The sequence below is a fragment of the Sulfurimonas sp. genome (assembly GCF_016744025.1).
In the GTDB taxonomy this organism is placed as follows: Bacteria; Campylobacterota; Campylobacteria; order Campylobacterales; family Sulfurimonadaceae; genus Sulfurimonas.
Genome location: NZ_JADGFC010000021.1, coordinates 1 through 19,680, shown reverse-complemented (window position 1 = coordinate 19,680; position 19,680 = coordinate 1). Strand labels below are relative to the sequence as shown.

Sequence of the window (19,680 nt, the reverse complement as noted above, 5' to 3'; positions counted from 1 at the left end):
ACTAGATGTGATGATTTAGAAAAAGAAATCTCTGTTGTAGAAAATACTAAGCATTTCAGTACTGGCTCATTTACAGGAAGTACAGAATATTTGGATAAAACTGTATATACGGAATGGTGTTTAAAAGTAAAAAACCTATTCATCTTATGTGCTGGTGAAAAGTCAGTTTATTATAAAGATTTTTCAGAAAGAGCTTCAAAAAAATTATCAAATTACATCTTATTCGATTATTTAGTAGGTATTTTTAACGCTGCCAAAAATGACTATGAAAATGGATATCTAACATCCATGAGAACACTAATTACAGCCGAAGTATTCGATAGTGAACTTGAACAAGCTCAAGAACTCTTAGATAGCAAATACCATGTAGCAGCTGCTGTCATCGCTGGAACAGTCTTAGAAACTGGATTAAGAGAACTGTGTGATATTCAATCCCCACAAATCAATCATGGAAAACTTGATAAAATGAATGCTGATTTAAAGAAAGCAGGAGTTTATAATCAACTACAATCTAAAAGAATTACCGCCTTGGCAGACCTTAGAAATAGTGCTGCACATGGTAAAAACTCTGAATTTAATCATGCTGATGTTCAAACTATGATTAGAGATATAGAAAGCTTCTTAGCTAATCATTTGTCAGACTAAGATAAGACTTTTTAGGTCTTATCTAATAATTAGTAATAATAACCTCTCTAACACTCTTACTCTTCCCATGAACATTCTTACCAAGTGTATATTCAATCTCTTTAGTGGTTTTAATATTAAAGTCCTTATACAGCTCTCGTACAAGCTCACAGTCATTATATGAGAGTAGAAATCTACCTTTTACATTAGATAATAGTGCTGCTAAATGTTTATGCTCTTTTTCACCAAATCCACCAGTGTTTTTATAGTAGCTTTCAGTTGATACATAAGGTGGATCAACATAGAAAAATACATCTTCTTTATCATAAAGTGGAATGAGTACCTGAAATGATTTGTTTTCAATAGTCACTCCCTTGAGCCTATCAGACCACTTTTTATATGACTTATATATATCTTTTGGTTTTCTACCAGATTTGGCACTCATTGCAAAATTGTCACCTTTAGAACCGAAACTTTGAGTTAACTGGTAGAGGTAAAAAGCAGCTGCTTCTATATTATTTCTTGGGTTTAATCTTTTGTGTCTTATATCATCAAATATCTCTCTTGATATAAGTAATTGATTTAAATAAAGAGATAGTGTTTGAGGATTGGTTCTGATAGATCTATGTAAGTTTATTAGATCCGAATTGATATCATTAACAACTTCTAATTTTGATTTTTCTTTGGCATAAAATACACTAAGTGCACCTCCGAATACTTCAATGTAAGTTGTATGATCATGTGGAATAAGATCTACTATATCTATAGCAAGTTTTGACTTACCACCTACCCATCCAAAGGGAGCTCTTAATTTCTTTTTCTTTGACTGCATATACTTTCCTTGTACCAAAAAGTCACTTTTTCATAAGTAAGTGTGTCTTCTTGGTTAAAATTTTGTATCAGTCAGCTTAGGGATGGATTGGCTGTGGCTTTAGTTAGTTTTCTATCTCCACACTCATATTCCAACCGCTACTATCCAAAGTATGATGTGAACTTATTATGTCGTACTCTCCATCATCTTGAGCAGTTCCTTGTAAGTCTAGAATTCCTCCAGCATATAGCTCAAATCCATAAGAATTTATGGAGCCACTCTTCGTTCCAGCATTTGCTTTTTGTAGAGTTGCCTCAGCTTTTATTTTTGCATCAGCAACATTTTCAAAACTATCTTTAATTATTTTTACTGGTTCCCCACTACCTACAGTGATACTATGTTGTTTATTATCTTTAGTATCCCTCCACACAGCTTTACAAGAGCTATATAGTGTCTTGTTTGTATTTTCTATACTTACTCCACTAAACTCATCTTTTATTAAAGTATATCTTGGGAGATTTTCACTTTTTTTTGCATTTTTCATCTTCTTTTTGAAAACTATTTTATTATTTTTAACTGCGAAAAGTGCGTTGTAGTCTTTAGCAATACGTTTTAAAAAATGCAAATCACTTTCACTAGTTTGTTCTATATGATCTATATTAATATCTTCAAAATCACTTACAACTTCAAGCTTATGCCGAGTAGCTACTTTTTGAACTATTTGTTTTATAGATACGCTCTCATAACTAAGGTTTCTTTTTCGCTTTAGTGATTTTGAAAAGTCAGCTGCAGTAGCAGTTATATCTATAGATGTATCATTGTTGTTTTTAGAAGACTGGACCATAAAAAGACCACAGTAAAAAAGACCTTTTTCTTTAGTTCCAATCCAAAGTTTTAACTCATCTTCATATTTTGGCTTTTTAAAAGTTCCTTCTATTGTTAAGCTAATATCATCACTTACAACTCCAGCTTCATCATTAAACTCTATTTTTGAAGAGTTTAAATTTATACTTTTTGTTACATCTTTACCATTAGCAAGAAGTTTAAATATAGGTGTCATAAATCAATCCCACAATGCTTGTATTTTAATCTCTTTTGAACTCTCTTCAAAAACTGGAAATTCAACTTGATCACCAACTTCTAAAACATGCTTATGTACCAGGTGTTTATTTACTTCAAGAACTGTTTCAAAGTTATCTAAGTTTCCATAGTGTTTAAATACTGTCTCATCGTATTTCTGCTCTTGTATTATTTCAACTATCATAGATGCCACCTTTTTAACTCTATATTAAATCCTTGTTTTATAAACTCTCCAGTCTTTAGAAATAGACTCATATCTCTCTTTATTTTCAGTATTACAACTTTTATACTAGATTCATTTACAAATGATAAAACTACAGGTTTTTGTCTTGATGCAATCTCTATTAGATCATCAAAACTATTGACACTTTTTAAAATCAAAACTCCACTAAAAGTAAAACTTTCATTGGATTTACCCACAGCTTGAAGTTTTGCATGATTTCCTATTCTCTTAGATTCAGCCCACTCAAAACTAATTTCATGAGATATACTATCAAACTCTGTTTCATTCATCTCAAACTTAAAATCATCAATCATACCGAGCATTTAGTCATCCTCATAGCTTTTATTTCTTTGCTTTTTCTCATGCTCTTTAACAGCTCTTATTACATCTACATCTGAACTTGGATTACTCACTGCTATATGATAAGTTGGTTCATTATAAATAACTTTAGACTGAGCACTATTAGCTTGATTGTTTTTATGCATGTATTGGTTTGTACTTGAAACACTTGATGATAGGACATCTCTTTGAGTTTTTTCTATACTTTGTTTTGAACCTTTAGTACTTATAGCATTTGAAGTATTTGTACTATCACTATCATCACCAAAACCAAAAAAACCTCCAACTGCATCCATCGCTCCAGTAACAGAACCTATCTTTTCATCTATCCAATCTAGTACAGGTGCAGCAGTCTCTTTTATACCAGCCCACAAGTTAGAGAAAAAAGCACCTATAGGCTCCCAATTACTATATATCAAGTAAGCAGCTCCAGCTATTGCAGTTACAGCTAAACCTATAGGATTCATTAAAAAGATTCTACCAACAGTACTCATTACAGTTCCAAGTATTCCAAATGAACCAGTAAGTAAACCAATCCCTCCAGATAAAAAAGGCATAACCATTCCAACAGCTCCAACTGCAACACCTACAGAACCAAGAACCATTAAAAGACCGCCAATAATTGCAATACCTGTAAATATAGTAGATGATAGTTCTTCATTCTCTTCCATCCAACTTGAGACACTTTTAACAACTCCACCAATAGTTTCACTTAAACTTAATGCTAAAGGAGCGAATGCACCACCGATTAAAGTACTTACATTATTCATCTGTTGACCTAGTAAGTCAAGCTCTTTACCTTTGTTCATAGCTTTAGCCATGGCTCTTGTTTTTTCGGTACCATTTTCTAGTGAAGTACCCATAGTATTAATATTTTGAGTTAAAGTATCTGTCTCGTTATACATTAGTTTTACAAGTGCAACAGCTTCTTCAGTTCCAAATGCTTTTTTTAGTTCAGCAGATTCAAGAGCATCTATCGTATCTCCATATTTATCTTTTATAGTACCTATTATTTCAGGCATACTCATAAGCTGATCATTAGCATCAGTAAATTGAAGATCAAGCTTATCTCCAGCTCCAGATACTGAACCTAAAAAAGCTTTATATTTTGTAGCAGCTTCACTACCACTCATAGTTGCTTGAAGTTGACCAAGTACAGATAATTGTTCAGCAAATGAAACTCCAGCAGATGTAGCACTTGCCCCTAAAGCACCAAGAGCACCACTCATATTAGCACCATCAGTTTTAAATGCTTGAACTGAACCAGCTATACCAGCAGAAAAATACTCTCCAAACTTTATATCTTTTTCTTCAGCACTTAAATCTTTCCAACCATCAACAGTAGATGCCCCAAAATCTTCAAACTGTTTTCTATAGATTCCGTAACCAGTAGCGAATAAGGAGGTCATCTCTCCAGTACTTGATTTGGTAGCAGCTGCTGTCATAGCTGCTGTTTTTGTGAACTCACCAACTGCTGTATCACTTAATGAAGATATACCTGACTTAATATCATACGAAGCTTTTATAAATTCTGGAGCAGTAGTTCCAGCAAACTCATTAGAAAATTCTCTAGCACTTTTGGTAATTGACTTTATACCACTATCATCAATTCCCAAAGATGCTATTTCACCTTGAGCAGCTGCTACATTTTGATAATCATCCAAGGCACCTTTTAAAGGAGCAGTGATAGCTGTACCTAATGCTAACGATGTAGTACCTAACTTTGTTATATTTGCACTTACAGAACTTATCTTAGTCTCTAGTTTACCGAGATTACCAGTAGCAGTTCCAAGAACAGGAGAAAGTGAATCAACAGCACTAAGTACAATTCCTAATGTAAGTAAACCACTCATAATCTCATCTCCTATCTCTCTTTTGGTGCAAAGTAAGCTTTTTCTATTTCACAAGCTTCTTTGTAATATTCAAGTAACTCGTCTATCTCAAGACTAAGTTGCTCATCTCTTGAAAAATGGAGCCAATGCCCCACCTTTGCAGTTGTTTTTATAATGTCTTCTGGGTAGAGGACAAAAAACCTTTTAGTTCACCTTGCAGTTGGACGATTTCAGCAGCATCAAACTCATTCATCTCATCAACAGTTGCATTTAGACCACAAAGGTTAGACACAAGAGTAAAATCTCTCTCAATAGGATCAAGTATTCCTGAAACAGCAGTTAAATCTCTACCTTTAGGTACACGCATAGTTACTTCTTCTATCTCTTTACCACCAACTGTAATTGGTACTTCAAACTTGATTAATTTAGGTACTCTCTTGTTTGCCATTTTTTTATCCTTTTATCGCATTTCTAACATCAGCAAGTAGATCTTTGCCATCTATCTTACAAATAATATTTTCATGATCAATGTTTAACATCTCAACACCACCAATCTCATGAGTATAAGCTTTCATACCTTTTTGAGTAATCTTTACATCTAAAAACTCTCCAGCTTTACTCTCTCCATACTCTAAATCAAATGCACCCTTGCAAACCCACTCATAAGAAGTTATCACTCCAGCAGTTGATATAGCTTTTTTATAGATTATTTCTGCTTCATCTAACTTCGAAAGTTCAGTATATACAGCTTTTGGCATAGCTTTAAAAGTTGATTCACCATCAAGTGATTCAAGAGCACCATAAGCAATTTCTCTATCTCCTACAGCACCAGTTTGTTTAAGTTTTTTATATTTTATAGCTGGAGCTTTAAAACTCTCAGATATACCTAAACTTCCATATCCACCAAAGAATACATTTACATCTACTACTACACTTCTATCCATAATCTTACGCCTCCTCTATTATTTTATATATTGCACCAGCAAATTTATTTACTCTATCAAAAGTAACACAGATTAGTTTAGCACTAGGAGATTCTTGATGTTCTATCACGAAGTAAAACTCACCAGCATCTATACGCTCTGGAGTTGTACGTTTTAAATCTAAAAATACATCAAATCCAATCATAACCTTGTCTCCGACAAGAGAGGCCATAAAGGCTTTAAGCGTTTTCTTCGCACCGCTTAAAGTTGATAAATCTTTATCAATAGCCCAAAATATGCCATCAATTACAGCTTCACTAGCTAAGTCAATGATTCTAACTCTTCTTGCATCTTGCCACATTGGATCAGCTGAACAAGTTGAGTACTCCCAAGTTCTTAAACCTTTGTAAGATATGAAACTCGTAATTTGCTTTTCGGTCAAAGGATCAGTATCATCAATTAAACCTGGGCGAAAATTAGAAGGTGATTCAACTGATGAAAATGGTATAGCAATATTTGAGATACTTTTTGAGTATCCTATCTTTCCACCACCATCTACATAAACTCTAAGCCAAGCCATAACTACACCACTGTCATACATATCTATTGAATTAGTTTTAGTATTCCAATTACCTAATGAACATTTGATAGGTGTGATTCTATCACTACCGTGTTGATCTCTTTTACTAAGTGCGTCTCCATTTGATTCGGCATTTAAATCTATAAATGTTCTAGCCTTTATTGCTGCACAAACAGTAGCCATTGCATTTTGAATATCTATATCATCTTTAGCTGCATCTCCAACACAAATAATATCTGGTTTAAAGTTCACTGCGTTACCTTTTTTGGAAGCAAGATTAGTTGCAGAAGCTGCACCTTTTAAATTATTGATAGCATCTATGAAGTTTGTTTTAGTGATAGCAATATCTTCATCCTCATTTACTATTGATAGAATAGTGGGGACTACACAAGGAAACATATCTACACCAACATTTAGATACTTATCTAAATTGCCTTTTATATGCCCTCCTGTATATGTACCATCACTACCTTTTATACCTTTCACTATTTCACTTTCTAATGCATCCTCTGGACTATCAAAACAATAAATTCCTGCTTTAATATTTGAAGTCAACACTAAGGCTATTGGAAGTGTAGAAGTTACACTTATCGCTCTCGCTGCTGAACTGGTACGCTCAGTTATTATTCCTCTTTTGATACTCATCGTTTATCTCCTTGTGTTTTGTGAAGTTGTTTATCTTTATCTTTTGAACCGATGCTAGATCCAAAAAAGAAATTAACTATTGCTTGGCGTTCAGCAAATAGATTTCCTATTGTAATACCGATGATGTTACTAGCTATTGCAATAAGTGTTGCACTATCTTTTAAAAAATAAACTAAAAGTACATTAACAATAACTAGAATACCTATGATTGGTAGGTTTCTTTTGATTATCTGTTCTGCAATTTTATCACCCATATCACCCTTGTTTTGATAGGTCTCATGAGCCTTATTATATTTAGCTTCTTCGTGTCTATTTTGTTCTTTTTGAGCATCAAGCTCAAGCTTTAATTCTTCAAAATTCAACTTTTGTATATCTAACTTATAATCATTGATTTTTTGAATTTCTGCTGAAGTTAGCTCTTGAGGTTTCTTTTTACTAAGGTCAATTCCAGTGACTTTTTTAATTCCCTCTTTAACTAAATCTTCGCCGTTATCCATGATTAAATCTTTAACAAAACCTAATCCCATACCAACTAATGCCGTTCCGATTCCTAGCATATTATTCTCCTTTGCTTTTAATGCAATGCTTCGCCTCTAAAACTCTTAGAAACTTACACACTTTCTTGTCAAACCAAGTAGCTTTTTTACTCTCAATTCTTCTACCAATATGACTACTAATCGTTTCATCTTGGCTACCGTTCCAAAGCACAACATTGAACATTTGGTCTAAGACTAAAAGAAACCTCATAGCACGACTTCTTTTACTCATATCTCTCTCAAATTTTTCAATGTAATCAGACTTTCTCATAACATTTACCTACACAAACACTGGAAGCTCAGCAAGAACTTTATCTACAGTTGGCATATCTCTATCACCAGCTTTTACATCTGCTTCAATAACACCAGCAACTTTCCAACAAGAACTAGCCCAAGCACCAAGCTTTTCAGCTTCAGCTCTAAAGTCATTTTCATAGCCAACATATTTACCAATAGCATTTATATTGTCATATCTAAGAGTTTGTGCTTTACTGTCCAGTTCAGCTTGGATTGCATTATTTACAGAACTTGTTTGTTTCTCAATTTCTATAGTAAACAATTCCTCTGCTGTAAATTCATTTTCAATCACACCGCCATCTTTAACCCACTCTAGTACCTCTATATAGTGTCTATTGTTTTCATCTTTTGGCACACTATGAGAAGAATCATCATCATTCGTTACAACTAAATTTTTGCCTTGTTTTTTGATTATTTTTATCATTTTTCAGCTCCTTAAAGTTCTGCGTCACATTTTAAATTCCTAAGTTGAGTATGTACGCTATCACTAGAACGTATCCCTATATTTATTCTATCAGCGGTACTAGAGTATGTGTATAGTGAGCCTTCCGTTAGCGTATATGTTTCAGTAGGGCTTGCTCTCATCGATGTAATTCTAGGAAAACTCAGACTTTTATAAGAAGTCCTATTCATACAAAAGAAAAAATATCCATAGGCTTGATAATATCTCTCACATAGACTAAGCTCTTGACCTATTAATCTGAGTTCTTTATTTGTTGCGTTTGTTCCAGCTTCCATTTGAATGTTCTTAATGTTTCCATTACTGAACTTCAATATCACTAGCAACAGCAATAGTAAATGTACAAGGTGTTGTTTTTGTAACACCAGCAATTGTTACATCACAAGAAGCATTTGAAAAAGTATAGTCTCCACTTATGATGTTTTGTTGTTCTACCACTTGAGCAATAATCCCAGTGATTAAACCAGTTGAAGAGATTGTTGCATCTCCACCAACAGCTTTAAATCTGTCATAAGTATAAACACCATCTGCAACGCTTGAATTATCATATGCTCTTTGATTTACTCTAAGTTCTGTATTAATCAGAATGTTTTTAAAGCCAGTAATAATACCAGTCAAAGAGGCTTCCAGTTGAGTTTTGTTAACAGCTTCATCACCAGCAACAGCAGCCTTAACTTTAAAAAGTTGAGTAGCAGAACCACCAAATAAAGCTTTTAGAGCCACTTGTGCTTTCAGCCATACAGTTCTATTTGCTAAAGCCTTATGTGGTCTATTATCAATTCCCTCTAATCCACCCTCTACCGGGTCACTAGTTTCTAGTTGGTATACTCCGTTGTCCCAACTATTCGACTCTTCTATATCAGCCATATATTCCCCTTTTTAAATTAATCCATGAGTATGTAAACTATTATAAAATATAGTTCCATCTCTTTGTTTGCGAATACTTACAAAACCTTTAAGCACACATCTAACCGGTGCATATTTATTTATTAATGCTTTAGCTTTTGTCACTTGACTTTCACTAACCGGTACTTTAATAATTACAGCATATTGGGTCCAATGGTCTAAAATAAAATCATATATAGACAGACCGTGATTATGTTTTACTGCTCCATCATAAGAGTGTGTTCCATCCCTCAAAACATTGTATTTATAATTATTTCTATCTTTGTATTCAACAATTACTGCTTCATAATTTGGTACACTTAAACCAACTGCTTTTAGAACTTCTAAAATAGCCCATCTAGTACCTTTGAGCTGGTGAAGTTTTAAACTAGCTTTTATTAAAGCTCTTTTGTCAACCTCTCTAAGACTTTCATCCCAAAAATCAACCTTAAAAGCATAAGCCAAGTATGGTAGATATTTCGCTTCACAAGTATCAGGATTAAATAAAGTTTTAATAGCTTGTAAGCTTTTGCTTAATCCATCAATACTTTTAGAAACTACATTATCAACACTATGGAACTTACTAGATTCAGATAATGGAATAAGTGATTGTGTTTTCACTATTTACTCCTATTTCAGTATCAGTTATTGATACATTAGCAACTGGTGAAGTTATTACAACTTCTTTAACTCCAGTAACTTTTAGAAAATCATTTATCTCACTAAGTGTAATATCTGTACCAATCTGCTTAAGTGAATTTATCCCAGTATTTAAATTCTCCATAGCATTACTATAAACAGTCGCAGTCTCTTGATTTGGTAATATCTTAAGTTGGGCTTCAATACTAAAAGGTATTTCAGTAGCAGGTGCTGCAATTACCTTATCACTTAGTGGTCTTACCTCCTCTTTGTTTAACATCTCTTCTATTCTCGTTTGCATAAGGGAATCTGATTGAGAACTATAATAGTAAACTTCAACAGTTGCCATTTCAGCAGTAAATTGTATGAGTGCTTCCAAAATTTCAGCTTCTGTCTTTTGAAAAAACATAGATACATAAGTTTCAAGTGGTTTTATTCCATTGATGACTTTTACATCTTGAACTCTCTCATCAGCTTTAAATGTAAAAGATTTGTAAGTCTCTTCACTACCAGCCGTTGATTTATCAGCCATACTTAAAAGAATTCTAGCTCTAAGTTCTTCATCACTCTCTACACTTGATCCATTAGCAAATATTGCAGATGCTTTTGCCTCAACTATAAAAGGTAGTAGTGTAGTGATAATTTCTGTTTTTATATCACTTGTAGATATCTCAAACTGTAACTCTAAAGTTCCACTTACTTTAGTCTCTCCTTGCACAATAGTTATAGAATTTAAAAGTTTTGCTTCAAACTTAGTGGTGTCATCTGTTAATATTAAGTTCGCTGGTATAACTATGTCTTGTGTAAGTACCTCACTTAAACTAAACTCATAATCAGCATAAGGTTTAGAACCTTTTAATCTCTCAACATTATAAAATACAGCATAATTGTCAAGGTCAGTACCAGTTGCAGTAGATAAGAAAAAAGCTAAGGTTAAAATATTAAATTCAGCTCTTAAATGTAATTCTCTGGACGCGGTTGCTTCAAGTTGCATTTTATGTACATCACTCTCAAGGGGTATCCATTCAGGATCTAATACTTGAAAATTTGTTATGTTCTGATTTAAAAGATATTCATAATCTAAAACTTGCAATACATTAGGTTTTGCTAAGGCAGCTATATTAATCATCCTAGAAAACCTCCCATCCCAACTACAACAGAGCTATTCTCAAATTCAACTACACACTCAAGCTCACCTTTTGTAGCTTCAATATCTTTTATTTTGGTACTTAAAGGAACTAATCTATCATCCCATGGTTTATAATTCTCATCAAAAAAAGCTTCTAGCAGATACCTATTAAATAGCATCATAAACTCACCATCCATAGTTCTATCTATTAGCTCATATAAATCACATCCAAAGTGAGGTCTCATAATTCTACTACCCTTAGCAGTTGTGATTATTCTCTTAAAGCTTTCCTCTTCACTTTCTGTATAAGGAGAGTTTGAAAAAGATGCACTTAATAACATTTTATTTACCTTGGACGTGATGTTCCACCATCACTATCACTATGTGGATGATTTGTTAAATCTCCAAGTTCATCACTAATAGTGCCATCACAGTTGATGTCATCAGTTACATTAAGTACTCCATTAATATTTGTCTCATCTGCATTTATATTAAAAATATCAGCGGTTATATTAGCTTCTTGACAAATAATATTTACAGTTTTCAGTACATCTATTTTTAGCTCACTAGCCTTTGAATCATAATGAATGATAGTTCCATCATCAAACTCAATAACTGTAGTGTGTTCATTAGCACCAGTTGGTTCTTTGCAACTTCTATTGAAGATACTTCTTATGATAAATCCACTATTTGAATTTCCAAAGGGACTTATAACAAGAACTTGCTCGCCTACTTTTATTGGTATCCATACTCTCATGAAAGAATTTCCAATACTAACTACTGGTAAAAACTTACTAACTCTTTTATCTTCATCACTATCATCTAAGACAACACGAGCTAAAGCTTTTCCCTCAGCACTTTTAGTTTCACCAATCGTGCCAACCTGTACAATGTTTTCAAGTCTTCGTTTTAATTCAGATAAACCAATCATTTTCTTACATACTCCAAAATCTCTTTACTTTGACTTTTCAGTTCATCAAGAGTTTTATTTAGATGATCAACTTCATTTCTATAAAGTTCTAAAGTTACAAAAGTTTTTCTAGCAAGTCTTTCATCCATCATCTCATCACATTTAGTATGTAAAACATTGATTTCATTAGCTTTTAAAGCTGCTAAATCTTTAGAGTTTTGTTTAGTCATATATGTATTTACAGCGAATGCAGAAGTAATGGCTATTACCCCAAGTAACAATTGCCAAAATGTAATAACTAAACTAACTTCCATAACCGACCTTTAATATTTCATTGCCAGCATTCTAAATCAATACTTATGAAGCAATCTATTAATCACTTTCTAAAACACTTTTCTTAGAAAAACTTCACTAGTTTTAAAAGATAACACTTCCTCTAAACTTTCGCCATGATTAGTGATTTTGAAAAGAGTGTTATTGATATTTTAAATAAAGATGGTTTGAGTGCTAAAAAGTATTTTGGAGAATTAAGTGATCCTAAAAACTTTAAGTTTGCTACTAAAGAGATGCCATTAATCTTTTTAGATTTCATAGGAGATTCACCAGAGAATCCTATTAGAGATATATACAAGTTTAATCTATATATTGCTCACATTTCATATTCGAAAAATGAGAGTACACGATCTTCAAAGCATTATGAACTATATGATTTATTACAAGAGATAAACACAAGATTATCTTACAAATCATTTCTAAACTCAGAGCCTATAAAAATGGGTAAGTCAGAGAAGATATTTGACTCTGTTGTAAGTGCTGGATATTTAACAGTATTTAAAAGAGAGTTCACAACTATATTTAAGAAGGAAAATATATGAATAAATCACTCATAGCATGTAACTTGCTATTTGCACTCGCCCGAACTACAGATGCTTCGCTTTTAGATGAAGTAAAAATTGCAGTTGTTGGAAGTTGGAGGGGACACTCTACTGGTCCATTTGAACTTACACCTCAAGACTTAGAACAAATCAAAACAAACTTTGATAATTCAAATATAGATATCGTTGCTGATTTTGAGCATGCATCATTATGGAATGAAAAAGCTCCAGCTACTGGTTGGGTAAAAGAACTCTATATAAATAAAGATGAACTATGGGCTAAGATCAAATGGTTAGATGATGCCAAAGAACTTATCAAGAGTGAACAGTACAAATATATCTCACCAGTATTTGATCAACATACTATACAAGTCTCTGGAGAAGATATTGGTTGGAGCTTACATAGTTTAGCTCTTACAAACAGACCTTTTTTAGAAGAACTGGGAGAGGTTATAGCAAATCACAAAAACAGTCCACACCAAAAAAAGGAGACAGAGATGGGTATGACACCTGAAGAAAAAAAAGAGTTTGATAATCTTAAGCTAGAAAATCAAACTCTAAAAGATACAGCAGCTACTGCTGAAGTAAAAAGAGTTGAGGATGAAGTTGATTCTGCGATTGCAGCTAAAAAAGTTTCACCTAAACAAAAAGAGGCATTACTTGCTTTTGGAAAACAAGATGCAGAAGGTTTAACAAAACTGATTACAGCAGCTAAGCCAATTATGCAAAAGCCAGGGGATAACTTATATCCAAATTCAAGAAGTGGTGGTTCACAAGATGAACCTTATGATGTATTGAAATTGGGAGGTATTGAAGATGAGTAAGTTTACAGGTGCAAATGTGAGAGACATTACAAAAATTAAAAATAGTGATGTTTTTATTAAGGTAGACCTAACAGTTGTTGGTATGGTATCAGTTCCTCAATCAATTATTGATAATGGAGATGCACTTCCTCTTGGAACACTTCTCAGTTCAAGAGATGGTGGATTAACTTGGACTTCACTAACTGCACCAATATATGAAACGGGTGTATATGTAGCTGATAAAGAGGTATATCATGAGGGTCATATTTTTAAAAGCACGGTAGCAGATAACAGTACTGTTCCAGGGGTAGGTGATTGGGATGATTTAGGTGTTTGGGATTCCAACGGTGTTTTATATAACGATCTGACTGAGTCAAAGAAAACAACAATTGTAGTAACTGGTTCTGTAAAAGAAAAGTATCTACATGGTAGTGATGAGTTTTTAAGAACGACACTATTCAAAAATAAAATCATAGCTAAGTAAGGAGCACATATATGAAATTTTCAGAAATTATGAAATTATGGTCATTGGTAGTTAGTATCAAAGCAATCAATCAGATTAAAGTAGCTGGTACATTTGTATTTGATAAATACTTCAAGGGCAAAGGCAAGCCAGTTCTTGGAAATACTGCAAAACTTAAAATTAAAAAAGGTGCTTCAATTGTTCTTCGTGCAATTGCTCCAGGTGCAGATAGATTAGTTAAAGACACTAACGGTACTTATGAACTTACTATCTCTCTCCCTCGTTTTGGTTTGAGTGGTCAGATTCTTGCACATGAGATGAATGAGTTTGAATCACTTGAGGGTGAAGCAAAAGTTGAAGCTGTATCACAAAAGATTATAGAGATTCTAACAGAGCATAAAGAAGATTATATGACTACTATTGAATATATGTCAACTGGTGCTCTTTTTGGAAAAGTTATTGATGGAGATGGTGTAGTTCTATTTGAGTTTAATACAACAGCTGCTCCTATTGAGTTTAAATCTAAAGAGAATATCGATGTTTTAGATGAGATTGATGAAGCACTTGCAGATGAACTTGGTACTGAAGTACCTTATGAAATTCTAGCTGATGCTAAATTTATCAACCGTGTAGCTGCTAATGCAAAAACAGCAGAGTTATTTAAAACTGGTGAAGCAAAATGGTTAGATGAAGATGGTAAGCGTGTTCTTGTAGTTCACTCTAAACGCTACATTCCATTCCGTGCATCTTATACAGATGAAAATGGAGATAAACAACCATTTATTCCTGAAGCTCAAGCTGTTGTAATTCCATTAAGTCAGGATGTGTTTAAGCATATCTATGGAAGAGCTGATCATGTTGAAGCTATGAAAGCAGCTCCTAAACTATTCTTTGCAGCTAAGCCTGAGATATTAGAAAAAGGTAAAGGTTGGGGTATTGAAACTGAGACTAAGATGATTCCATATTGTGTTAGACCTGGTGCTCTAATCAAGCTGAAATTTTCAGAATAATTCTAAGGGGCTTTTTAGCCCTTTAAAGTCAAAGACGATAAATGTATCGTATAAAAATAGTTTTTAGTTTTTAAACGCTAGTTAAACGCACCTAATAAAGGATTTTGTTTTGATTATAAATAAAGATTTACTAAAAGAGATAAGTTCACAACAATTACAAGAACTCTCCGACATCAATGCAACTGGAGAAATAAACCAAAGTGTAATTGATGATGCTTCAGAAGATGCCATCTCTTTTATTCAGTCTTTTATAGTCATACCAGATAATCCAACACCACTTTTAAAAAAGATTAGTGTTGATCTAACTATCTTTGAACTCAAAAGAAAAAATGAACTTACAAGCGATGAAGACAAAGAGTTAAAAAAAGAGTGTGAAGCATATCTACTGAAAATGAGTAACGGTAGGTTAAAAACAGAGGTCACTTCAACTTCTACTGCATCTATTGATGAGATGCATACTAATTTTTCATTTAGACATAAAAATAGAAGAAGAGTAAAGACTAGAGGATTTAGATAATGCCTAAATTAAGTAATGCAGATAGAAATAAAATCTTAGCTAGAAGTCTATTTGTAGATGCAGACAAAAGTATGAAACAAATAGCTGAAACGCTTGGAGTTAGTGAAAAGACTATTTCAAACTATCAAAGCAAAGATAAAAGAGAGGGCTATGATTGGCTAACACTAAAAGCTTCTAAGCATATAGTTTCATCTCAAGAGAAAAAAGAGAACATGTATTCTATGTTTGTTGGCTACATGTATGACTCACTTAAAGAGATAAGAGAAAAAGAAGATTTAAAAGCTGAAGAAAAAGCCTCACTTATTGTTTCGTTAGGAGATAGTTTTTCTAAGATGCGTAAAGTTGCAAGTTCTGAAGACCCTGAAGCTTATAAGCTAGGTATTATAAAGCACACAGTTAGAACCATACTCGAATCATTAAAAAATAGTGTAATGCATGGAGCAGATAGTAAATACAGTGTATCAAATCCAAGATGAGCTAAGTGATATAAATGTTTAATAAAGATGAGCTACTAGAGTACCTAGATGACACAGCATCGGAAGCAATATTAACTGGAGCTACCAAGTCTCAAGCAAAGAAAATAACTAAAAAAGCTTTTACTACATGGCTTAGTGATTATACATCTACATTAAAAGAACAAATAAGAGCTAATGAAGTCTTAGATCCAAACAAAAAAGAGTACAGAAAAAAAAGACAAAAAAAAGATTTTCACTTCTTTAGAAATACTTACTTCCCCCACTACTTCACACTTGAGGGCAAAAGTGGACTACAAGAAAACCTAGAACAAACCTACTACAAGATAGTAGATCCAAACAAACTCTTTCCACTTAGTTTTGCAAAAGCAGCACCAAGAGCAAACGGTAAATCTACAGATGCATCTCTAGCATTTCCTATCTGGTGTATTGTAAATGACTTTAAGAAGTTCATTACAATTTTTTCAGATGCTATTGAACTTACAGAGACTCTCATAGAAGCTATTAAAGCTGAACTAGAAGAGAACCCTCAACTCTTAGCAGACTTCCCTGAGATGATGGGTGCGACTAAGAACTGGAAAATAGGAGATATTGTTACTGCAAACGGTATCCGTATAAAAGGTTACGGTAGTGCTAAGAAAGTGCGTGGGGTGAAACATGGTGTTTATAGAGTTGACCTTGCAATCATAGATGATTTGGAGAACGATACAAATGTTAAATCTCGCAGACAAAGAGATAAGCTTGAAGAGTGGCTAGATGAAGCCGTGGAAAACCTTGGTGGGGCAAATGGAACGATGGATATTCTATACATCGGTACGATACTTCACCGTGATTCTGTTTTAAACCGTAAACTAAAGCTCAAATTTTGGCACCCTGTAATCTTTAGAACTCTTATCTCCTATCCTACAAATATGGAGATGTGGGAAGAGTACGGAGAACTCTTTAGGCATGTGAGCATAGATGATGCACATAACTACTATATGGAGAATAAAGCTCTTATGGATAAGGGAGCAGTTCGTTTATGGGATGCAATAAGCTTAGAATACATTATGCAAAAGCGTGCTAAAAACAACAAAGCATTCCAAAAAGAGCAGCAGAACAATCCCAACTCTGAAAATCAAAAGTTTGACTCTAGTACCTTTGAAGTTATATCTCATACTCAAATGCCGAAACTTGACCGTGTCTTTTTTTATGTAGATGCTAAAGGTGACAGTATGGTCGGAGATTATTGCGGATTTATTGGAGCTGGTATAAACAACACTACTATGAAGATGTATGTTTTTTACTCTAAGCAAAAAAGAATTAAGGGTAAACCAGTCGTTATTGAAACTATAGAACTACTTAAAAAGTTCAAAGTAGATTTACTAAGTGGCGATAAAAATGGTGGTTTTTATATGCTTAGAGATTGGATAAAAGACGAAGCGTTTCGTCAAGGTGTACCAATGCCAAGTACAAAGTTTATCCACCATACTCAAAATAAAGAAGACCGTATGGGAGAGCTAGAGTTCCCAATAGATGAAAAAGATATAGTTTTTGTAGGAAGACATACAGAACTCTTTGCACAGATGGATGACTTTCCTGAAGCTGACCACGATGATTTACATGATCCATTAAGTGCTATCTATCAGCTTAGTAAATTAAGACGACTTAAAAAAGATTCAAATTCGCCCCGCGGTGGAAAACGAACAAATACAAGACATATAAGAGCAAGAAGAAATGGGAGAAGATAATGTTTATAAGAATTAAAATTCAATACAGGGAAGGACTAAATGCTGAGTCTTAAAAAACTATTTGCAAAGAAAAAAGAAAAAAAACAAGAGACTAAAAGAGAGGTCTTACGCCTAAAGTCAAATCAAAAAGATATATTAAAATCTTTATTAGAACTTCCAGTATCTTCAACATGGCTCACTGATGATGAAATAGATAAGATTGAAAGAGACTCAACTGTAACAGCAGCTAAAGGCAGTCGTAAAGCTCATATACTAAAAAAAGAGATTCTAATCACAGCAGAAGATGAAACTATCAAGCAAAACTTAGAAGATATCTTTGATTATGACACGCTAGATTCTATCCTTGATATTCCGTATCAGGGCATAGGTGTGTTTGAATTAAACTGGGAAGAGAATGATTGGATTTATTATCCTCAACTTATAGAGCGACCTTATAAAGAGTTTGAGTTAAATAATGGAGTACTTAAATATAGTGCAAATGGTATCGCAGACCTCATACCAGAGTATAAAGCTATTCATGCAGTGTACAAATCAAAACCTTTAAAACCTTATGGACAGCCTCTATATAATCCTTTGTTTTGGTTAGTTGAGTTTAAAAATGCTTCTTTAGAGTTTTGGGTAGAACTGCTTGAGAGATTTGGTACACCTTGGGTTATTGCAAAAACAGAAAGTGACAAAGATGCTTTAGCAGATGAAATTTATAATATGCTAGGTGGTGATGGAGCAGTTCTTGATACGGAGGATTCCCTTGATATAGTAACTATTAAAGATAAAGCAAATTTCAAAGAGATCATAGAATACATTGATAATCAAATAAGAGAGATTATTCTTGGTGGTAATCTTACAGGTCAAGTTACTGGTGGCTCACATGCAGCAGCTACCGTTCATAATGACATAAGAATGGATTTAGCTCAATCAGATGCAAATATCTTAAACAAGATTTTAAGAAGTGTCATCAAATCATTTAAAGAACTCAACTCTATCGAGGACGATATAACAGCAGTTCTAAAAGATAAAGATAACTTAAACATAGAACTAGCCTCAAGAGATAGAGTTATATCAGAAATGGGATATACACCTAAAAAAGAGTATATAGAGAAAACTTATAACATTCAAGTTGAGGATAAGCAGACTCCAAATATTGTAGCAAATAAGAAGATTTATTTAAAAAAAGAACTACATGAAGATGAATTAGATTATCAAAGTTCAAAAATTGATACTTCTGAACCACTAACATTTCAAGAACAAATTATAAAGATTATTGCAAATTCAAACTCTTACAAAGAAGCTCATGAAAAACTTTTATTTTCTTTTCCAAATTTAGATATAAAAGATTTAGAAGAATTATTATTTAGTAATATTGCGAATGCTTCAATATTAGGTATAGCAGAAATAGAAGAAGAAAATCCAAATGGTTAAAATAAATTTTAACTTAGCTCCACGAGAAGCTATTGAATATCTTGGAACGAAAGGTTTTAAAACAAGTTTTCATTATGACGAGATAGCGAAAGAAGCCCATCACAAAAGCTTTACAGTAGCCAAAATGATAAAGCAAGACCTTTTAAAAGATGTGTTGGGATCACTTGAAAGTGCAATCAAAGAAGGTAAACACTTTGATGATTTCAAAAAAGATATACAACCAACACTTCAAAAAAAAGGCTGGTGGGGTAAACAAGATATAGTAAATCCTAAGACTGGAGAAGTTAAAACTATAAACATCGGTTCATCCAGACTAAGACACATCTATAAAACAAATATGAGAATAGCTTATTCAAAAGCAAGATACAAAGAGCAGATGAAACTTCCAAACTCTGTTTATCTTAGGTATGTTTCCGAAATGCTTAGTACTTCAAGGGATGCTCACAAAGCAATACATAACACGGTATTACATAGAGA

At 33.3% G+C, this 19,680-nt stretch carries 29 protein-coding genes; 10 read left to right on the top strand and 19 right to left on the bottom strand.

Translation table 11 applies throughout. From position 1 onward, the window contains the following. The coding region (locus tag QZZ48_RS05055; protein WP_294962648.1) for a hypothetical protein at nt 1-645 on the top strand (645 nt) is incomplete at its 5' end. A 22-nt stretch (nt 646-667) separates the two neighbouring features. On the opposite strand, the gene QZZ48_RS05050 is transcribed toward QZZ48_RS05055, so the two are convergent. The 19 genes from QZZ48_RS05050 to QZZ48_RS04960 all read right to left on the bottom strand — a co-directional run bounded on the left by QZZ48_RS05050 (nt 668) and on the right by QZZ48_RS04960 (nt 12,227). Then, a complete protein-coding gene (locus QZZ48_RS05050) occupies nt 668-1,456 on the bottom strand; it encodes a DNA adenine methylase (protein ID WP_294962645.1) in 789 nt (262 codons plus the stop codon). A gap of 103 nt (nt 1,457-1,559) precedes the next feature. Further along, a complete protein-coding gene (locus QZZ48_RS05045) occupies nt 1,560-2,495 on the bottom strand; it encodes a contractile injection system protein, VgrG/Pvc8 family (protein WP_294962642.1) in 936 nt (311 codons plus the stop codon). A 3-nt stretch (nt 2,496-2,498) separates the two neighbouring features. After that, nucleotides 2,499-2,699: a tail protein X gene (locus QZZ48_RS05040; RefSeq protein ID WP_294962639.1), complete on the bottom strand. Its 201-nt coding sequence runs from the start codon at nt 2,697-2,699 to the stop codon at nt 2,499-2,501. Then, nucleotides 2,696-3,061 (bottom strand): phage tail protein, encoded by a 366-nt coding sequence (locus tag QZZ48_RS05035; RefSeq protein ID WP_294962636.1) that lies wholly within the window; start codon nt 3,059-3,061, stop codon nt 2,696-2,698. Before QZZ48_RS05035 ends, QZZ48_RS05040 begins: the two co-directional genes overlap by 4 nt. Beyond that, the gene (locus QZZ48_RS05030) at nt 3,062-4,930 is read right to left on the bottom strand and encodes a phage tail tape measure protein (RefSeq protein WP_294962633.1); all 1,869 of its coding nucleotides are present in this window, start codon (nt 4,928-4,930) and stop codon (nt 3,062-3,064) included. An 11-nt stretch (nt 4,931-4,941) separates the two neighbouring features. Continuing rightward, the gene (locus tag QZZ48_RS05025; RefSeq protein ID WP_294962629.1) at nt 4,942-5,064 is read right to left on the bottom strand and encodes a hypothetical protein; all 123 of its coding nucleotides are present in this window, start codon (nt 5,062-5,064) and stop codon (nt 4,942-4,944) included. 14 nt (nt 5,065-5,078) lie between these two features. Continuing rightward, entirely contained in the window at nt 5,079-5,357 is a 279-nt protein-coding gene (locus QZZ48_RS05020; RefSeq protein WP_294962626.1) for a phage tail assembly protein, read from the bottom strand. A 4-nt stretch (nt 5,358-5,361) separates the two neighbouring features. Beyond that, nucleotides 5,362-5,853, bottom strand: a complete 492-nt coding sequence (locus QZZ48_RS05015) for a phage major tail tube protein (RefSeq protein WP_294962623.1) — start codon at nt 5,851-5,853, stop codon at nt 5,362-5,364. Between the two features lie 4 nt (nt 5,854-5,857). Continuing rightward, nucleotides 5,858-7,057, bottom strand: coding sequence for a hypothetical protein (locus QZZ48_RS05010; protein WP_294962620.1), 1,200 nt, complete (start codon nt 7,055-7,057; stop codon nt 5,858-5,860). Then, a complete protein-coding gene (locus QZZ48_RS05005) occupies nt 7,054-7,614 on the bottom strand; it encodes a hypothetical protein (RefSeq protein WP_294962617.1) in 561 nt (186 codons plus the stop codon). Before QZZ48_RS05005 ends, QZZ48_RS05010 begins: the two co-directional genes overlap by 4 nt. A 1-nt stretch (nt 7,615) precedes the next feature. Continuing rightward, the gene (locus QZZ48_RS05000; protein ID WP_294962614.1) at nt 7,616-7,864 is read right to left on the bottom strand and encodes a hypothetical protein; all 249 of its coding nucleotides are present in this window, start codon (nt 7,862-7,864) and stop codon (nt 7,616-7,618) included. A gap of 9 nt (nt 7,865-7,873) precedes the next feature. Continuing rightward, nucleotides 7,874-8,314 (bottom strand): hypothetical protein, encoded by a 441-nt coding sequence (locus tag QZZ48_RS04995; protein ID WP_294962611.1) that lies wholly within the window; start codon nt 8,312-8,314, stop codon nt 7,874-7,876. An 11-nt stretch (nt 8,315-8,325) separates the two neighbouring features. Next, on the bottom strand, nt 8,326-8,628 hold the full coding sequence (locus tag QZZ48_RS04990; RefSeq protein ID WP_294962608.1) for a hypothetical protein: 303 nt from the start codon (nt 8,626-8,628) through the stop codon (nt 8,326-8,328). 22 nt (nt 8,629-8,650) lie between these two features. Further along, nucleotides 8,651-9,217, bottom strand: a complete 567-nt coding sequence (locus tag QZZ48_RS04985; protein ID WP_294962605.1) for a hypothetical protein — start codon at nt 9,215-9,217, stop codon at nt 8,651-8,653. Nucleotides 9,218-9,229: 12 nt separating this feature from the next. Next, nucleotides 9,230-9,856 (bottom strand): phage tail protein I, encoded by a 627-nt coding sequence (locus QZZ48_RS04980; RefSeq protein ID WP_294962602.1) that lies wholly within the window; start codon nt 9,854-9,856, stop codon nt 9,230-9,232. Next, nucleotides 9,825-11,003, bottom strand: a complete 1,179-nt coding sequence (locus QZZ48_RS04975) for a baseplate J/gp47 family protein (protein ID WP_294962599.1) — start codon at nt 11,001-11,003, stop codon at nt 9,825-9,827. The genes QZZ48_RS04980 and QZZ48_RS04975 overlap by 32 nt, the downstream gene beginning before the upstream one ends. Then, nucleotides 11,000-11,344 (bottom strand): hypothetical protein, encoded by a 345-nt coding sequence (locus QZZ48_RS04970; protein WP_294962596.1) that lies wholly within the window; start codon nt 11,342-11,344, stop codon nt 11,000-11,002. Before QZZ48_RS04970 ends, QZZ48_RS04975 begins: the two co-directional genes overlap by 4 nt. A gap of 5 nt (nt 11,345-11,349) precedes the next feature. Beyond that, a complete protein-coding gene (locus tag QZZ48_RS04965) occupies nt 11,350-11,934 on the bottom strand; it encodes a phage baseplate assembly protein V (protein ID WP_294962593.1) in 585 nt (194 codons plus the stop codon). Further along, nucleotides 11,931-12,227 carry a hypothetical protein gene (locus QZZ48_RS04960; protein ID WP_294962590.1) on the bottom strand — a complete coding sequence of 99 codons (297 nt, stop codon included), beginning with the start codon at nt 12,225-12,227 and terminating at the stop codon, nt 11,931-11,933. The genes QZZ48_RS04965 and QZZ48_RS04960 overlap by 4 nt, the downstream gene beginning before the upstream one ends. Before the next feature lie 135 nt (nt 12,228-12,362). Here QZZ48_RS04960 and QZZ48_RS04955 point away from each other — a divergent pair, with 135 nt between their 5' ends. From QZZ48_RS04955 to QZZ48_RS04915, 9 genes are all read left to right on the top strand, one after another. Further along, a complete protein-coding gene (locus tag QZZ48_RS04955) occupies nt 12,363-12,788 on the top strand; it encodes a hypothetical protein (protein ID WP_294962587.1) in 426 nt (141 codons plus the stop codon). Beyond that, a complete protein-coding gene (locus QZZ48_RS04950) occupies nt 12,785-13,612 on the top strand; it encodes a phage protease (RefSeq protein ID WP_294962584.1) in 828 nt (275 codons plus the stop codon). Before QZZ48_RS04955 ends, QZZ48_RS04950 begins: the two co-directional genes overlap by 4 nt. Next, nucleotides 13,605-14,075 (top strand): hypothetical protein, encoded by a 471-nt coding sequence (locus QZZ48_RS04945; RefSeq protein WP_294962581.1) that lies wholly within the window; start codon nt 13,605-13,607, stop codon nt 14,073-14,075. The genes QZZ48_RS04950 and QZZ48_RS04945 overlap by 8 nt, the downstream gene beginning before the upstream one ends. An 11-nt stretch (nt 14,076-14,086) precedes the next feature. After that, on the top strand, nt 14,087-15,064 hold the full coding sequence (locus tag QZZ48_RS04940; protein ID WP_294962578.1) for a major capsid protein: 978 nt from the start codon (nt 14,087-14,089) through the stop codon (nt 15,062-15,064). A gap of 109 nt (nt 15,065-15,173) precedes the next feature. Then, nucleotides 15,174-15,581 carry a phage protein Gp36 family protein gene (locus tag QZZ48_RS04935; RefSeq protein ID WP_294962576.1) on the top strand — a complete coding sequence of 136 codons (408 nt, stop codon included), beginning with the start codon at nt 15,174-15,176 and terminating at the stop codon, nt 15,579-15,581. Next, nucleotides 15,581-16,057 (top strand): DUF1804 family protein, encoded by a 477-nt coding sequence (locus QZZ48_RS04930; protein ID WP_294962573.1) that lies wholly within the window; start codon nt 15,581-15,583, stop codon nt 16,055-16,057. The genes QZZ48_RS04935 and QZZ48_RS04930 overlap by 1 nt, the downstream gene beginning before the upstream one ends. A 14-nt stretch (nt 16,058-16,071) precedes the next feature. Continuing rightward, on the top strand, nt 16,072-17,784 hold the full coding sequence (locus QZZ48_RS04925) for a hypothetical protein (protein WP_294962571.1): 1,713 nt from the start codon (nt 16,072-16,074) through the stop codon (nt 17,782-17,784). Between the two features lie 39 nt (nt 17,785-17,823). Further along, nucleotides 17,824-19,203, top strand: coding sequence for a DUF935 family protein (locus QZZ48_RS04920; protein WP_294962568.1), 1,380 nt, complete (start codon nt 17,824-17,826; stop codon nt 19,201-19,203). After that, on the top strand, nt 19,196-19,680 hold a 485-nt coding region (locus QZZ48_RS04915), incomplete at its 3' end, for a phage minor head protein (RefSeq protein ID WP_294962565.1). The genes QZZ48_RS04920 and QZZ48_RS04915, both read left to right, overlap by 8 nt.

Coding starts and splice junctions, on each gene's coding strand:
- QZZ48_RS05050 (WP_294962645.1), bottom strand. CDS start 1,456: ATGCAGTCAAAGAAAAAGAAATTAAGAGCTCCCTTTGGATGGGTAGGT.
- QZZ48_RS05045 (WP_294962642.1), bottom strand. CDS start 2,495: ATGACACCTATATTTAAACTTCTTGCTAATGGTAAAGATGTAACAAAA.
- QZZ48_RS05040 (WP_294962639.1), bottom strand. CDS start 2,699: ATGATAGTTGAAATAATACAAGAGCAGAAATACGATGAGACAGTATTT.
- QZZ48_RS05035 (WP_294962636.1), bottom strand. CDS start 3,061: ATGCTCGGTATGATTGATGATTTTAAGTTTGAGATGAATGAAACAGAG.
- QZZ48_RS05030 (WP_294962633.1), bottom strand. CDS start 4,930: ATGAGTGGTTTACTTACATTAGGAATTGTACTTAGTGCTGTTGATTCA.
- QZZ48_RS05020 (WP_294962626.1), bottom strand. CDS start 5,357: ATGGCAAACAAGAGAGTACCTAAATTAATCAAGTTTGAAGTACCAATT.
- QZZ48_RS05015 (WP_294962623.1), bottom strand. CDS start 5,853: ATGGATAGAAGTGTAGTAGTAGATGTAAATGTATTCTTTGGTGGATAT.
- QZZ48_RS05010 (WP_294962620.1), bottom strand. CDS start 7,057: ATGAGTATCAAAAGAGGAATAATAACTGAGCGTACCAGTTCAGCAGCG.
- QZZ48_RS05005 (WP_294962617.1), bottom strand. CDS start 7,614: ATGCTAGGAATCGGAACGGCATTAGTTGGTATGGGATTAGGTTTTGTT.
- QZZ48_RS05000 (WP_294962614.1), bottom strand. CDS start 7,864: ATGAGAAAGTCTGATTACATTGAAAAATTTGAGAGAGATATGAGTAAA.
- QZZ48_RS04995 (WP_294962611.1), bottom strand. CDS start 8,314: ATGATAAAAATAATCAAAAAACAAGGCAAAAATTTAGTTGTAACGAAT.
- QZZ48_RS04990 (WP_294962608.1), bottom strand. CDS start 8,628: ATGGAAGCTGGAACAAACGCAACAAATAAAGAACTCAGATTAATAGGT.
- QZZ48_RS04985 (WP_294962605.1), bottom strand. CDS start 9,217: ATGGCTGATATAGAAGAGTCGAATAGTTGGGACAACGGAGTATACCAA.
- QZZ48_RS04975 (WP_294962599.1), bottom strand. CDS start 11,003: ATGATTAATATAGCTGCCTTAGCAAAACCTAATGTATTGCAAGTTTTA.
- QZZ48_RS04970 (WP_294962596.1), bottom strand. CDS start 11,344: ATGTTATTAAGTGCATCTTTTTCAAACTCTCCTTATACAGAAAGTGAA.
- QZZ48_RS04965 (WP_294962593.1), bottom strand. CDS start 11,934: ATGATTGGTTTATCTGAATTAAAACGAAGACTTGAAAACATTGTACAG.
- QZZ48_RS04960 (WP_294962590.1), bottom strand. CDS start 12,227: ATGGAAGTTAGTTTAGTTATTACATTTTGGCAATTGTTACTTGGGGTA.
- QZZ48_RS04955 (WP_294962587.1), top strand. CDS start 12,363: ATGATTAGTGATTTTGAAAAGAGTGTTATTGATATTTTAAATAAAGAT.
- QZZ48_RS04950 (WP_294962584.1), top strand. CDS start 12,785: ATGAATAAATCACTCATAGCATGTAACTTGCTATTTGCACTCGCCCGA.
- QZZ48_RS04945 (WP_294962581.1), top strand. CDS start 13,605: ATGAGTAAGTTTACAGGTGCAAATGTGAGAGACATTACAAAAATTAAA.
- QZZ48_RS04940 (WP_294962578.1), top strand. CDS start 14,087: ATGAAATTTTCAGAAATTATGAAATTATGGTCATTGGTAGTTAGTATC.
- QZZ48_RS04930 (WP_294962573.1), top strand. CDS start 15,581: ATGCCTAAATTAAGTAATGCAGATAGAAATAAAATCTTAGCTAGAAGT.
- QZZ48_RS04925 (WP_294962571.1), top strand. CDS start 16,072: ATGTTTAATAAAGATGAGCTACTAGAGTACCTAGATGACACAGCATCG.
- QZZ48_RS04920 (WP_294962568.1), top strand. CDS start 17,824: ATGCTGAGTCTTAAAAAACTATTTGCAAAGAAAAAAGAAAAAAAACAA.